The sequence below is a fragment of the Pseudoalteromonas sp. B160 genome, assembly GCF_037162485.1.
Lineage (GTDB): Bacteria > Pseudomonadota > Gammaproteobacteria > Enterobacterales > Alteromonadaceae > Pseudoalteromonas > Pseudoalteromonas rhizosphaerae.
In genome coordinates this window covers 622,858-638,710 of sequence record NZ_JARLUX010000002.1, presented here as the reverse complement: position 1 = coordinate 638,710, position 15,853 = coordinate 622,858, and the positions used below count along the sequence as shown (strand labels likewise).

The 15,853-nt window shown below is 39.4% G+C and carries 9 protein-coding genes and 1 pseudogene; 7 read left to right on the top strand and 3 right to left on the bottom strand.

Annotated elements, in window-relative coordinates; genetic code table 11:
* Nucleotides 1-69: 69 nt before the first annotated feature.
* Nucleotides 70-2,229, bottom strand: a complete 2,160-nt coding sequence (locus P4S61_RS21375; RefSeq protein WP_182758273.1) for a S46 family peptidase — start codon at nt 2,227-2,229, stop codon at nt 70-72.
* Nucleotides 2,230-2,446: 217 nt separating this feature from the next.
* On the opposite strand from P4S61_RS21375, the gene P4S61_RS21370 reads away from it, so the two are divergent.
* Complete coding sequence (locus P4S61_RS21370; protein WP_182734168.1) at nt 2,447-3,247, top strand: glycosyltransferase family 25 protein; 801 nt, start codon at nt 2,447-2,449, stop codon at nt 3,245-3,247.
* A 21-nt stretch (nt 3,248-3,268) separates the two neighbouring features.
* On the opposite strand, the gene P4S61_RS21365 is transcribed toward P4S61_RS21370, so the two are convergent.
* Complete coding sequence (locus P4S61_RS21365) at nt 3,269-5,053, bottom strand: M61 family metallopeptidase (protein WP_337119164.1); 1,785 nt, start codon at nt 5,051-5,053, stop codon at nt 3,269-3,271.
* Nucleotides 5,054-5,270: 217 nt separating this feature from the next.
* Here P4S61_RS21365 and P4S61_RS21360 point away from each other — a divergent pair, with 217 nt between their 5' ends.
* From P4S61_RS21360 to P4S61_RS21335, 6 genes and pseudogenes are all read left to right on the top strand, one after another.
* Nucleotides 5,271-6,806 carry a GGDEF domain-containing protein gene (locus tag P4S61_RS21360; RefSeq protein WP_337119163.1) on the top strand — a complete coding sequence of 512 codons (1,536 nt, stop codon included), beginning with the start codon at nt 5,271-5,273 and terminating at the stop codon, nt 6,804-6,806.
* Between the two features lie 41 nt (nt 6,807-6,847).
* Entirely contained in the window at nt 6,848-8,191 is a 1,344-nt protein-coding gene (ppnN, locus tag P4S61_RS21355; RefSeq protein WP_145235807.1) for a nucleotide 5'-monophosphate nucleosidase PpnN, read from the top strand.
* A 14-nt stretch (nt 8,192-8,205) separates the two neighbouring features.
* Nucleotides 8,206-8,979: a flap endonuclease Xni gene (xni, locus tag P4S61_RS21350; RefSeq protein ID WP_145235810.1), complete on the top strand. Its 774-nt coding sequence runs from the start codon at nt 8,206-8,208 to the stop codon at nt 8,977-8,979.
* Nucleotides 8,980-9,048: 69 nt separating this feature from the next.
* Nucleotides 9,049-9,432: a DUF3192 domain-containing protein gene (locus tag P4S61_RS21345; RefSeq protein ID WP_145235813.1), complete on the top strand. Its 384-nt coding sequence runs from the start codon at nt 9,049-9,051 to the stop codon at nt 9,430-9,432.
* Between the two features lie 10 nt (nt 9,433-9,442).
* Complete coding sequence (locus P4S61_RS21340; RefSeq protein WP_337119162.1) at nt 9,443-10,993, top strand: hypothetical protein; 1,551 nt, start codon at nt 9,443-9,445, stop codon at nt 10,991-10,993.
* 481 nt (nt 10,994-11,474) lie between these two features.
* Nucleotides 11,475-12,483: pseudogene (locus P4S61_RS21335) on the top strand (isocitrate dehydrogenase).
* A 64-nt stretch (nt 12,484-12,547) separates the two neighbouring features.
* Here the strand turns inward: P4S61_RS21335 and P4S61_RS21330 are convergent.
* Nucleotides 12,548-15,580 carry an immune inhibitor A domain-containing protein gene (locus tag P4S61_RS21330; RefSeq protein ID WP_442961611.1) on the bottom strand — a complete coding sequence of 1,011 codons (3,033 nt, stop codon included), beginning with the start codon at nt 15,578-15,580 and terminating at the stop codon, nt 12,548-12,550.
* Nucleotides 15,581-15,853 lie beyond the last annotated feature (273 nt).

Below are 15,853 nucleotides of genomic sequence, written 5' to 3'. Positions count from 1 at the left end.
ATTACAAATTATACTTATTAAAAAAGGCGCTTACCGTTATGGTAAGCGCCCTACTATTTTACTCATTACTTATTTTACGATTTTCATTTCGTCTAATAGGTTTTGTGCGTTATCTACTTTATCCATCACCCACAGCATGTAACGTGAATCAACGTGGATTGAACGATTAAGTGCTGGGTTATAATCCCAATCGCCAATAATACTTTCGTACACACCATCAAACAGTAAGCCTACCAGTTCGGCTTTACCGTTAAGTGTTGGTGAACCTGAGTTACCTCCAGTCGTGTCTACGTTTGATAAAAAGTTAACTGGTACGGTATTCATGCCACCGGTGTAATCACCAAATATTTTAGCCTTGATTTGCTGTTGCAGTTTTTCAGGCGCGTTAAATGGATCAACATCGGTGTTTTTTGCAAGTAGCCCTTCAAGTGATGTAAACGGTGTTGCTATCAAACCGTCTTGCGGTGAATAGCCTCCAACAGTGCCATACGTTACACGTAATGTGCTATTCGCATCTGCATACACAGGTTTATTTTGTGCTTCATTAAACGCTATGATAGCACTCATTAACTGTGGACGCGCCGCTTGTAGTTTACCGGCAAGTGCTTTGTCTTTGTCTTCTTCAGCTTTCATTACGGCAAAGATGGCCTTCGCGTATTGCATAAATGCATCTTGGCTTTGTTCAAGTTCAGCAAATGATTGCGTAGATAACGCGATACGAACGTCTTCATTATCTAGCGTTGAATTAGCATACATTTTTGCTAATAGTGCACTGTGCTTGGTTTTATCAAAGCCATTTTCTAATTCAAAAACTTTATCTACTTCTGCAAAACGCTCTTCTTTAGGTAACGCGGCATACAGCTCTAAAAAATGTAATAAAATGGCTTTATCAACGTTTGCATCAAAACGGCGACTCATGCGCTTTAAACCGGCTTCAAAGCGTGGTAAATCGCGTTCTTGATAGCCAGATTCACGTTCGCTATCAGGTTTTTGTTGCTCATAAGCTAGGCGATATAAGCTACGTGCGGTACTGATCATTTGTGAGCGGTGCACATAGCCAAGCATACGATCACGCTCATTGTGCTGTTGCGATTGAGCCACTAACGCCGACAATTCATTTAACACTTTACCGTATTGTTTTTTACGCTTACGGTCACTGTTTATCCACGCGGTTAGATCTTGTTCAAATTGCTTTTTACGTTCATACATCGTGCCTTTATTAAAGCTTTCGATCATTGAACCGTAGTTTTTAATATAGTTATTGTAGCCCGCTATAGTACTTTCGTAGGCGATGCGCGCTTTGCTGCCATCTTCTGAATTTTCTTCAATCAAAGCGACATATTTTGAATTATGCTCGCGTGATTTTGGATAGCTGGTATTAAATACATAATCAACTTCAGCAGCAATGCGGTAACGGTTAGTGCGCCCAGGATAGCCTGCTACCATAACAAAGTCGCCATCTTGGACCCCTTTGGCGCTGACACTTAGATATGAATCAGGCACATAAGGTACATTGTCTTCGCTAAATTCAGCCGGTTTGCCGTCTTTACCTACATATGCACGATAAAATGAAAAGTCGCCGGTATGGCGCGGCCACATCCAGTTATCGATATCGCCACCATACTTACCTACGCCCATAGCAGGCGCATATGCTAAGCGTACATCTTTAATTTCTAGTGATTTGATCAAATAAAACTCTAAACCACCGTGGAATGAATACACATTACAGCGATAATTGTCGTCAGCTTCACATGCTGACACTAACGCTTTTTCATTTTTTTCTAGCGCGTCGTAGCGCGCTTTTGCGCTGAGTTTTTCAGTGCCTTTTATTACTTTTTTGGTCACATCGGTAACTGTTTCAGTTACATACACTCTAGAGCCAGGTGCCGCTGGTAAGTCTTCAGCCGGTGTTGTTGCTAAAAAACCGTTTTCTAAAATATTGTTCTCTGGTGTTGAGTTATATTGAATCGAACCATAAGCACAGTGATGATTGGTAACCACCAGCCCTTTTGGCGATACGAAGGATGCGGTACAGCCACCAAGGCTTATCACAGCATTCATTGGGAACTCGGTTAATTTAGAAATCGATTTTGCGTCAATTTCTAGTCCTTTGGCTTTTAGAATTGATTCTAGATCAGGAAGTTGGTGTGGTTGCCACATGCCTTCATCAGCAAATGTTGTGCCCGATACTACAATAGCAAGTGATGCTATGAGTGGTTTTAAACGCATTTTTTTATCCTTTTTATTGTTTCTATAACAGGTTACGCGTGCAGCCTTAGCAAGGTCAATATTTCTGCGACAAAATAGCTGCACTATTGTGTAACAAAATACTGAAAACAAATACTTCTTCGAGCTCTATTGGCAATAAAAACAACACAACAATGCAATCATTTGGTCATTTTCAATAGCTAGGATTTAAATATTATTAATAATGCACGGCCTAATTATGACTGCTATTTTTTTGATCAACCTCGCTCGTTCAACGGAGCGATTAGCAAACAGCCAGCGACAATTAGCTGCACATGGGCTAAGTTTTGAGCGTATAGATGCAATTGATGGCGCCATGCTTTCACAAGCGCAAAAAGAAATTAATTACAGTCCTAGCCTCAACAAACAAAAATACCATTACCCGCTCAGTGCTGGGCAGATTGGCTGTTACTTGAGCCATCGCAAAGCATGGCAAACCATTGTCGATAGAAAACTTGATTACGCAATTGTGCTCGAAGATGACTTTATCTTAGATACGAGTATTAATAGTGCAATTAAAAATATTGAACAATTACCGCTCACTTGGCAACTGATAAAACTCTCAGCTTATCAAAACCGTACTCGCAAAATCGCCTATCAAGTGCCGTTGCAGTTTGAGCAAAAATTAGTGATCCATAAAAAGTTGATGACAGGATGTTGTGCTTCTGCAATCAGTTATCAAGGTGCGAAACAATTATTAGCAGCTACTAAGACATTTGCCCGCCCTGTTGATTGTGACCTACAACATATATGGGAAACTCAAGTAACAGGCTATTCATTACTGCCGTATCCAGTCTCTCAAGATTGTGAGCAAGTAAGTGATATAAAGTCGCGTAGCAATGCCAGCGTAAAAAAATCATTTTTAGCCCGTAAAGGTCAGCAACTCAGTAGCGCGGTAAATAATCACTTTGCAACGGCGGCATTTATCAAAAAGACTAAGCGTGCTTTACCCGATGATCCTAAGTACAAAAAAGGAGCCGCAGCTCCTTTTTACTCATAACCTAGAATCATTAAATAGTATTTATTTTTTAGCGAGGTTTGGGTGCTCTACACCCATCCATGCTTTAAATAATGCCATTTGCTGTGCAGTTGCCTGTTTGTCAGCAACCAGCTTTTTATCTTTATCGAAGCCTTGTGCTAGCGTTAGCGTGGTACTTCGTAATGCATCACGGCGTATAAAATCAACGGTTACTTTATCCCCTGCTTTAAATGTTTCTAAGCTTGATTTTAAATCTTTACCAACATGCTTTTTGTTAATTGCCACAATTTTGTCATCGCTGGTCAAACCCGCTTGCCATGCAGCGCCATCGCGACGCACATGAGTTAAAGTTAATAACTCACCAGTATTTTTTGCCATCGCATCAACACTGGCAACGGCTTTTGCATCTTTTGGACGCTCTAACATTAAGCCAACTTTTTTAAACAGTGCGTCAAAATCAATATCTGCTGGTGCATCAACATTATTTGCCCACCACTGGCTGTAATCGCGGCCCGTTAAATGTTTTAAAATAGTTTTCACGTCTTTAACAGTGAAGCCATGCGGCATTTTATATTGATTGTAAAGTGCACGATGAACATCACGGTAACTTTGCTTACCTTGGCTGTTCTCAAGTAAATCAATATCAAGGGCCATCGAAATCAATGAGCCTTCGGAGTAAATATTAGTACTGTAGTTACGTGCATGGTCACCACCTTGATTTATCCATTTATCAAAACTGGTTTCGCTGGCACTTTGTACTTCACGCCCTGGCGATAATAAATGACGGTTGACGGTTTTCGTTAACACGTTTAAAAATTCATCAGTCGTGGCAATCCCTGACCGCACCATTAAATGATCTTCAAAATAACTGGTTGAGCCTTCAGCTATCCATAATAGTTTATCGTAATTAATATGCGTGTAATCGTAAGGAACTAAACCTTCAGGTCTATATGCTTTTACATTCCAAGTATGGATAAATTCATGTGCCGCGGTGCTAATAAAAGCAAGGTAATCTTCACGTGAACCAAAACGATCTCGCGGACGTTGGATAATCGTTGAGTTTAAATGCTCGGTGGCGCCACCTGCTCCTGAGGTTGCATGTACCATAAATACATAACGTTGATACGGGTAGGCATCCCAAATAATATTACCAGTAGCGACTAATTTTTTCAGATCGATAAGCATTTGCTCAACATCATAGTTGCCCTCTCCCCAAATCACTAATTCATAATCGCGGCCATCAACTGCAAAGGTGTGGTGTTGATTAATACCCGTTTCAATCGGCGAATCAACTAATACATCGTAATCTGCGGCTTTAAAACTATGCTTTGAGCCCGCACTATCCATACCTGATACTGAGCGCCAAGCTTTCGGCACATCTAGCTTGACCGTTACTGGCTCTTGGCGAAATGATTCACTAAACATAAAAAAGCCTGATGCATCTATAAATGCGTGACTATCATCGATATGACGTGCGCGTTTACCTAACTCATTGGCATACACTTGATAATCAATTTTAACTTCCGTTGGTTTATCTAAATGTACTCGCCATGTACTAGCATCAATTTTTTCCCATCTTAATGCTTTGCCATTCTCACCTGTTGCTTCGAAAAAACGCACACCGTTTGCAAGGTTCAAAATTTCGTAACGGCCTGTTCGCCAAGCTGGCAACTTTACATCTAAATGTGCTTGTGCCGTTTGTGGAAATTCTACGCTAACGTTGCCTAAATGATGTTCAGGTTGAGTAACAGCGAGCGAATAATTAACATCGGCCCATGCCGAGTGAGATAATGCGGCTAATACCGATAATGCTAAAAACTTTTTCATTGCGGCTCTTAATTCATATATCAACTAATTTTATTGTGCCTGAGCGTAACAATGATGATAGAAAATGTGAATTAAAAGCGATAAATACACGTGCAGATAGGTTCAATGAATAAAAATCATCAACAAATGCTAAGTTTTTGACTTACTGACTACATTTGTGCGATTTTTGTTGTAAACTTACAGCAATGAAAGATTTAATCAATGGCGGTAACTATTAGTGTCACAACAGCTCGAAGTTTTAAACAAAAAACTTAAACAAGCCATTGATACTCGCATGGTCGTTGAACATGCACGTAAACATCAGGTAGACACATTGACACACTTTGCAGCTAAGTTATCGTTAAGCTGTAAAGGGATGGATATTGAACTTGATAATCGCTTAGCTAAGTTTCGTAGTGCACTGGCTAAAGGGGTGGATTTTGAGTTATTCGCGCCACTCATAGACGAGATTCTCACACTACTAAAAAACCAAGAAGCACAACAGGCTACACATCAGCGTGAACTTCATAACAGTGTGCTCGATGCTGGCAAGTTACTACAAAAAACCAAAGGGTTACCGGATGATGCACGCCGAACGTTGCGTCATTTACTAGACCATGAACTGAATAATGTGCAATCGACACGGGATTTTATTCCGCTACTTAATCGTTTAGTGACTATTTATCATCAAGCATTACAAGTAAAACTAACTGTTGCAGATGGTCAACAAAGTGCTGTACAACCCAGTTTAGCAAAAGAGTTATTAAATTTAGCTAATGATCTAGTGTTTGAAGATGAATCCGCAGATCAAGTAAAAACTATCAAAAATAATATCTCTGAAACAGATTCAGTTGATGATTTATTGACCTCAGCAATAGATATTATTCGCATCATTGCCAGTAATATCAGTAAAGAGCGACAATCAGCACAAAGTTTTTTAGTGTCATTGAACCAAACGCTCGAAGAATTACATCACTCGATTGTCTCTACAAGTAAACATTCAGAAGCAATGGGAGCTGAATTTACAGCATTAAATAAGCGCATTGAAGGTAAAATTAATAATCTGACGGCACAAACCCAAAATGCCACTTCAATCTCATCATTAAAAGCCTTAGTTGATAACGAATTAAAATCGTTAAGCGAAGACTTAATTGAAAAAGAGCGCCTTGAACAGCAAGACCGTGAAATGCTATTAAGCAGTTTCCAAGAAATAAATCAACGTATTGGCAGCCTCGAAACAAAATTATCTAAATACAAAAAACGCCTGCATGAGCAACGTTTTAAAAGTTTGCTTGATGGACTTACAAAACTGCCAAATCGAGCTGCATTTGACGAACGTTTTCATCACGAGTTTCATTTGTTTGCAGTACAAGAATCAGATGTCACCTTAGTGGTGATTGATGTTGATCACTTTAAGTCTATCAACGACAAATACGGTCACAGCGCTGGAGATAAAACGTTACAAGTGATTGCTAAAGCACTGCAAATGTCAATCCGAAAATCTGATTTCATTGCTCGCTACGGCGGTGAAGAATTCGTTTTATTAATGCCAGGTATGCCCTTAGAGCATGCTAAAAGACCCCTTGAAAAACTAAGAAGAGCGGTGAAAGGAATTCCGTTCAAGTTCAGAGATAAACAAGTAGAGATAACGGTTTCTATCGGTGCCACTCAGTTTAAAAAAGGTGATACCCCATTGGGCGCTTTTGACCGCGCCGATGATGCCCTCTACAAAGCAAAAAATACCGGTCGTGATCGCTTGTGTATCAATGAATAACTACGACCGACCCAGTGCTTTTTATAGCAAGGAGAACGCCTATGTTAATACAGTTAAACCCGACAGGTGTGTTAGATTTACTGTCGCAGCTCGAAGTTGATTTATTAGAACAATCGTCTAACAGTGAACGCTATAAGTTATTTAGAAACTGTGCGCTAGCTGTTCTTAATGTTGGCAGTCATACTGACTCAAGCTCAGAGATTTACAATAAATATCAAGATTTTGATATTCGCTTACTAAGCCGTGAGCGAGGCATAAAAATTGAGCTACTTAACCCTCCGACTACCGCTTTTGTTGATGGTGAAATAATCACCGGAATTCATGAACATATTTTCTCAGTTATACGTGATATTTTATTTATTTGTCAAAAATACGAAAAAGATTTAACCGAACAAAAAGCCATTACACATATGGTTTTTGATATGTTGCGTAATGCCGCAGCGCTTCGCGTAAATAGCGATCCAAGTATGATTGTCTGCTGGGGTGGTCATTCAATTAATGAAAACGAATATAAATACACTAAACAAGTAGGCTACGAGCTTGGTTTACGTGGCTTAAATATTTGTACTGGCTGTGGCCCTGGTGCCATGAAAGGCCCGATGAAAGGCGCAACCATTGGACATGCAAAACAGCGCAACACCAACAACCGTTATTTAGGTTTAACAGAGCCTAGTATTATTGCCGCAGAGCCACCAAATCCGATCGTCAATGAACTAGTTATTTTACCAGACATTGAAAAACGCCTTGAAGCCTTTGTACGCACCGCCCACGCTATAATTATTTTTCCTGGCGGCGCTGGCACTGCCGAAGAGTTATTGTATTTACTTGGCATTTTACTTCACCCTGATAATGCCAAACAGTCGTTACCGGTTATTTTAACTGGGCCGAAAGAAAGTGAAAATTACTTTAGCGAATTATGCCAGTTCATTGAAATGACGTTAGGTAAAGAGGCGCTTGATAAATTTGAAGTTATTATTGATAACCCAGAATTAGTTGGGATCAAACTCAAATCTGCAATGGCAAATGTGCGTGATTACCGCAAGAGTCAGGGCGATGCATATTACTTCAACTGGACGTTAAAAATTGAAAATGAATTTCAGCAACCTTTCGCGCCAACTCATGCCAATATGGCTGGGCTTGATTTACATTTAGACCAAGAAAAGCAATTACTAGCCGCTAATTTACGCCGTGCATTTTCTGGTATTGTTGCTGGTAATGTCAAAGACGAAGGCATTCAAGCCATTAAACAACATGGCCGGTTTATCATTAGCGGTGAGCCGACTTTAATGAAAGCCATGGATAAACTGCTGCAAGCATTTGTTGAGCAAGGAAGAATGAAGCTCCCAGGCAGTCAATATGTTCCATGTTATGAAGTCAAAGCATAAGGGTTAATGTATTCGTGTCAGGTCAGTTACTTTTAATCGATGCGCTTAATTTAATTAGGCGCATTTATGCAGTTGATAGTAATCAAAATAAAGGCAGTGATGAGCAAATGATAAATACCTGCTGCGCGCGGGTAGCTCACGCTTGCGAAAAACTTATAAAGATCACCCAAGCAACACATGCTATTGCTGTATTTGATGGTGATAAAAGCTGGCGTTATCATTATTACGCTCAATATAAAAGCAGCCGTGCCCCCATGCCTGAAACTCTGAAAAATTCATTAGATAAATTTAAACAGGCAATTGAGCAAACGGGTATTGTGGTGTTTGCCCCAGTAAATGATGAAGCTGATGATATTATCGCCACGTTAGCCCATAAAATGGCGCAAAATCAGTTGTATTGTACAATTGTTTCCACTGATAAAGGGTTTCTACCTAGCTTAAATAATTATATTAATGTTTATGATTATTTTAAAAAAGAATATTTAGATCATCACTCTATCGTACAACGTTTTGGTGTTGAGCAAGCTCGATTAATTGATTTTTGGGCAATGGCTGGTGATAAAACTAATGATATCCCTGGTATTAAGGGAATTGGTACTAAAACAGCACAAGAGATTATTAGTAAGCACGCAGATATAACATTCGCAATAGAGGATGAAACGCTCTCTGCAGCAGTACGTAAAAAGTTAGCAACAGGAATGGCTGACTATATTACCTCGAAACATTTGGTTGGTTTACGTACAGATATTAACTTAGGCTTTAGTTTAAAGCAGTTAAGACTCAATTAATCGCATTCACGTAGCACTGAATTTGAACTATGCGTATACTGAATTTAAGTCTCAGCGTAAGAGTGCACAATGTTTAAGAAGTTTTTTCGCTATCTCATATTAGGTTTAGGTGTATATGCCTTAATCGCTACTTTGGTCATTACTTTTTATAAAGATGATCCGCAAGCGATGATATGGCAGGACCGAGAAGCGTTCAATAAACGTTATATCGCTAAATTAAGTATCGAAACACCGACTAACTTAAACACTGTATTAGAGTATTTAGGCAGTCCAGATCTAACATTCGCTAAACGTGATAACGAAGAGGTATGGCAAATTATTTTTTACCGTACTCAACATATCAAATCAGATGGGATCACGACTATGGATGAGTGTACTGGTTTACTGTTTAAAAATGGCGAATTGATTTTGTGGGGACCAAGTGCATTTGATGCATTTGAGCAACGCGGGTAATTGATTATTTATGGATGAACTCTGCGCACAAGATCTTGCCAGCCTATTTGAAAAGACTGACAAATTATTAAGGTTTTATCATAATAGAAGTCAGTGGCCACAAATTTATCCGCTGTTAACACAACTGGCTGAGCAATATTATAAACTCTATGATTCACATCCAAATGCAATACAAGCCCAACTTACTCTATATGCAGAAACACAAGGTTATACAACCAACTTAGTAGTCAATCAATGTGTCATTGTCGCCGCATTTTGTCGCAGTTTAAGTTACGACAGTAAAATCAGCCAATTGCTTATTTGTGTGTGTTTAACTAACTATTTATGTGTGCAAACACAAACCAATAAGTTGGCCCTGCGCCAACCTCTTACCCAACAAGAAAAAAAGCAATGGCAGTCGCGTCATCAGCTAGCAGTTAAGTTACTGCAATCAGCTAACATTGCCACTGATCATATTGCGGGTATTTTAGCGCGCTTAAATAAGTATAAGCAGGCCTTGCTAAGCACGCCAAAAATCATGATCTATGATGGACCAACGACGTTAGTTGCATTAGCAAATATTATTGCGATGAACATTACTTATCGTACCCAAAATGATCATATCGACATCTATAAAGCAGTGGCTGATATTTATATCCGTACTCCCAACCTGTTTGCCCAACAAGCATTAAAAGCATTAATCGGTCATTTTGGCCCTTACCTGCCAGGCTCTTTAGTTAATTATAGCGATCAGCAGCTCACGTATATTGGTAAAAACCACCAGCAACGGGATTTATTAATTGCGTTGCATGAGCAGCAAAAAACCAAATGGTATAGTGTTAAGGCAAAGCTAGAATCGCATTCAAAACAACGCCCAAGTAAAGACAAGCGATTATTGTTTAGCGTATGGTTCAATGAACACATAGCTCCCGCTATTGAAATTGTAAACGTTGAAAAACAACAATTACTAATGTTGATAAGCCAAGTTAAAATACAAAAGGAATACTCATACAGTGCCCTTGCTAAATTACTCAACAATCATCCAGCGACAATAGAGTTACTTCGTGAAGCAGTGAAGCCTTATAATAAAGAGCAGCTAGCAGGCAAAGATTTACGCCATTGTTTATCAATGGTCGGCTTATATAATGCGCCAGCAATCATTCAACGGGTGCTCTTTGAGCAATTAGTAAGCCACCAAGCGCATCCATTAATGCAACATATACAATTACGTTTACAGGCAATAATAAGTTTATTAAACCAACTGGTAAGTCGTGATCAACACAACCAGTTTGAGCACCTCGCTTTGCCTATTTATGGTTACGTTAATTATTTAATTGAATACTGTAGCACCACAATTAGCCGTAAGACAGTGTATGAACACTCACCTAAAAGTGATGTAAGTATGCCCTTTGCATGGTTATTTGGTGTCACAGTTCATGATAGTGGGCATTTATCGGCTTATTTACTTGAATTGCTTGGTGACAACCCATGGACACAAGCGCTTTTAGATGCTGAGCAGCAAAAAACAACACTTATCTGCGGAAGCACAATTATGGGTTGCAATAAAACTCGTCGTTATTAAGGTGTATCAACCCAACGTAATACAAAGTAGTTGGCAAACACACACTTTTGAGCAAGTGTTAAAACGCTTAGATTGGCAGTCCAGCGAGGATTTTTATGCACAGCTACCAAGCCTAGGTTTAAGCAATAGCGTATGAATATTTATTAGACATAGTGACTAATTTAGTGCGTTTTCGTGGGTTTTACTGGCAAAAAGTTGAATAAATTGCTATAAAAGCCGCTTGTATTTTCAAACTCATTCACGTAAATAATCTAACAAGTAATCGCTTAATACCAATCGTGTTAAGTTACTAGCCATTTATAGCGACAGATAAATAGAGTGATAACAAGGCATAAATTTCGACATGTAGTTGTTCTACTTGAGAAATTCATAACGCAGTTAGCGCTTTATTTAGCACGCTAGAATGGTTAAATATTTAAGTCGATTGGTATAATAATGCGTCACATTTACGTGCATTTCTAACTCGTAATAGGAAAAGTTCATGGCCAAACAAACCATCACAGTGATCAAAGGCGACGGCATCGGTCCGAGTATTATTGATTCAGCCCTTGAGATCTTAACAGCCGCAGGGTGCGATTTTGATTATGAATTCGTTGATGCAGGTCTTGCAGCCCTAGAAAAGACCGGTGAATTATTACCACAAGATACCATTGATACTATTGCGCGTAATAAAATTACTCTTAAAGGCCCACTAACTACGCCAGTTGGTGAAGGTTTTACTTCAATCAATGTAACATTACGAAAGCAGTTTGGTTTATACGCCAATGTACGCCCAGTAAAGTCATTTGTTGGCACCAAAGCACGTTATGAAGACATTGATATCATCACGGTACGTGAAAATACGCAAGGTATGTATTCAGGTTTAGGCCAAGTGACATCAGAAGATGGCAACGAAGCACAAGCAATGTCTATGATCACCCGTGAAGGTGCTGAAAAAATCGTTACTTTTGCCTACGAACTAGCCGTGCGTGAAGGCCGTAAAAAAGTGACAGCGGTTCACAAAGCTAACATCTTAAAATCAACTTCAGGTTTATTCTTAAAAGTAGCTCGTGAAGTTGCGGAACGTTATCCTGAAATTGAATCAACTGAAATGATTGTTGATGCAACCTGTATGAAACTGGTAATGAGCCCTGAAGAGTTTGACGTTATCGTTACGACAAACCTGTTTGGTGATATTTTATCTGATCTCATGTGCTGGTCTAGTAGGCGGCTTAGGTATGGCACCTGGCGCTAACATCGGTGAAGATGCAGCAATCTTTGAAGCAGTTCATGGCAGCGCACCTGATATTGCTGGTAAAAACTTAGCAAATCCAACCTCTGTTATTTTGGCATCTATTCAAATGTTAGAGCATTTAGAAATGGGCGAAACTGCAGAGCGTATTCGCAGTGCTGTAGCTGACGTAATTAAATCGGGTGATCGTACCACTCGCGATTTAGGTGGCAGTCACGGTACTACTGACTTCACACAAGCTGTTATCGACCGTTTATAAACCAAATCTAGATTATTAGCATTATAATAAAAGCCAGTATTTACTGGCTTTTTTGTCACTTAGTTTATGCTTGCATCTTTGTTCGAAAACTGAGCGGTAGCAGTAACAATAACCAAAATAGACTTCCACCGCTGGAGCCTGAACTGGCAACTTGTTTTTGCACTGTTACAGTAAGCTTGCTAGCAGGTAAGGTGTTTTTTATGCCATTTTCAGAGGTATCAGTCACGGTCAGTGTCACCACATAACTTCCCGCTTGGCTATAAGTGTGTGTAGGATTAGCCTGTTGGCTTACAGCATTGCCATCTCCAAAATCCCAGCTGTAAGTGTAATTATTAAACCCGCCTTTGGTATCACTGTTAAAATTAACCAGCAAATCTTTTGCACTGTAACTGGCCTGTGTTGTAAGTAATACATCTGCCGACACTTGGGTTGCAAAAGACTGCATAGCGCCATTTGCATCAGTTACAATAACGCTCAAGGTATAATCGCCACTGTATTCATAGCGGTGGTTAATGCTCTGCCCTTTCGCAGTTGAGCCATCACCTAATTGCCATGCATAGTCATAAGGTGCTTGACCCCCTGATACAGTGACTTTTGCAGTTACATTGCCTTTCTCTATATTGGTATCCACACTGGAAATTGATAGCGGCGCAGTAAGCACAAAAGTCATCGATTCTTGAAACTGCTGCCCTTGTTCATTAGTACGAGTAAAACCCACAGTGTAACTACCATAATCAGCAAATGTATGACTTGGATTCAATTCATCACTGCTTTTGCCATCCCCAAACTGCCAGTTAAAACTATCGGTTGGGGTCAACGCCATTCCTTTAATTTCAAAACTCGCTTCGAGATCATTAGTAATTACATTGATCCCAGACTGTGGTGTATAGCCTAAATTCAATTCAATTGAGCTATTATTAATCGCTTGCTCAACAATAGAAAAACTAAAACCAAACTGTGAAACTTTTACACCAGAGGCCGGTTGCGTGGCAAAACTGTAATCATTATTATCATTAAACTCAGTGATTGCTGCTAACTGCGTATCGCCTAAACCTTGGCGCTGATCATAAAGACTAAAAGCAGCATCTCTTAACTGAATCGTAGTACTGGCAGGTACGCTGCTGTTACCTTTTGCAATGGCATTTTGATCGGCATCAACAACCAGTATAAACCCTTCGCCAATATGCTCAGGAGTATTATTATCTGTATACTGTTCATTAGCAGACCAAAGTAATAAACCCGGTGAATACTGCTCAACTTGTAAACCACTATCAATTCCTAAATAACTACGTAACTGTAAATAGTAATTGTGTGGTTTTGTATAGATGTGATCCCCCACTCGGCTAAAGCCATCAAGTTGTGCTTGTGTTGACTGCTCTGCATTATCTTGCCAAACGAAAGTATCACCTTGACTAATGGTCATATCATCAACAACTAGACCAAAATAATGAGTATAAGTGTCCGTTTTATAGTTAAAACTAAGCGTAATTGTTTGACCAGCATAAGCTGATAAATCAAAACGATGCCGTAAATAATTATTCGGCTGCTGAGCGTCATTTACTGAACTTGAAGACCCTGTTATATATGGACCAATGTCTCCATAAAATGGATTAACCGCTTGGGTATATTGCGACGCAATAGGTTGGGCGTTTACTAATACTTGAGCATAATCATAATGCGCTTCAATGCTGTAATAAGCACTTAAATCAAGATAAGTAGGCTGCGTACTTGCAGGTATATTAACTGTAAATGTCATACTTTGTGAAACATTATCGCCACTGCCAGAGTAATATTGCAAGTGCCCTTCTACCGCTTGATAAAACGGCTGTAAATTAGTTGGCAGGGTGATTTTCAACTGGTTTAATTCAGTTGATACCCCACTACTATGGCGAAGTATTTGCTGTTGATTGGTATCGATTTCGTCTAACGATATCGTTGTTTGATTAAGCCAGTTTCCTTGATAACGGTTTTGTAAATATTCGAGTGCATAAGGACTGAACATCACCGGCTGTGAACCGCTAGGTGAGCCTGCCCAACTACCACCAGACATAACTGACCATAATGCCACAGGCTCACCAAGCGAACTGCCGGTTAAATCATATTCATCAGGCAAACCTAAGTCGTGACCAAACTCATGTACCACCACACCAATACCAGCGTCGATAGGATTGATAGTATAACCAAATAAACGAATACTACTGCCTTCAACCGCACTTGGCTGATTGTTTTGATCGTACACATAAAAACGATGTGACCAAATTGCATCTGTACCCAATATACCACCACCGGCTTCCTCACCTATACTCGAGTGGAAAATCATAACATGGTCAATAATGCCATCAGGTTCATTGGTGATCCCATCACCATCACGATCATCCAAATCTGTTAAATCATAATCGGCTAAATTAATATTAAATTTGGCTACGGCTTTTTCTACCGCTTCATGCACTAAACTTGGTGCATCAATATCATTATTTCCCCCTTGGCGAGCCCCATAACTTTTCGCATCATTATCGGCTGTTACCCAGCCATAAACTTGACCCGTAAATGCTAAGCTTTCCCCTGAGGCTTGCTGATAATATTGATATGCTGTTTGCAAAGTTTGCTGCTGAGGTCCTGAGTAACCATCAGTAGCGAATAACATTTGTTGGTAATGCTGCTGACTATAGCTTGAGTAGTACATATCGCTGTCAGCTGCGGCTAAGCCATTATCATCATGAGGTAAGTCAGGAAAATCAACCAATATAGCCAAAACTTTTACGGTATTTTTTTTCGAATTAGGTAACTGCGAAGACACACTCGCTAAGCGCTGAGCCATTTTTCGTTGTTGAGTTAAAACTTGAGGGTTTAGTTGCCGACGTGAATGCACTGATCCACCACGGCCAATATAATCAGATAATAATTTATCATTCGCTATTTTATCGTCAAGCTGCCCGCGTTTATCTAACCAATATAAAATTCGCTCTTTATTAACGACACCAATATCAGTTGGGCTACTATTTTGTGGTATTGCCACACTATGTTGACTTAACAATACCAAAGTCAGTGCACATAACAATTGTGAGTATTTCACAGGATCACCTATCAACAACTTCATAAAGATAATAATAGCTAATAATTTATATACTTACATTACAGTTATAGGTACACCTTGAATACCCCAACAAATCAAAAAGCATAATTTCTTTATTTTCCACGGTTAATAATGCGATCTAAAGCAATTTTTAAGTAGAAAAACAATTAATTTGGAATTTTAATGCAACATTGCCGTTTTGGCTGTTGACATTAGCTGGCAAAACCTTTAAAAATAAGGCTATTGAATTAGTAGACTTAGTGTGTATTTGGCTATTACGGCGCAATAACTCATTAA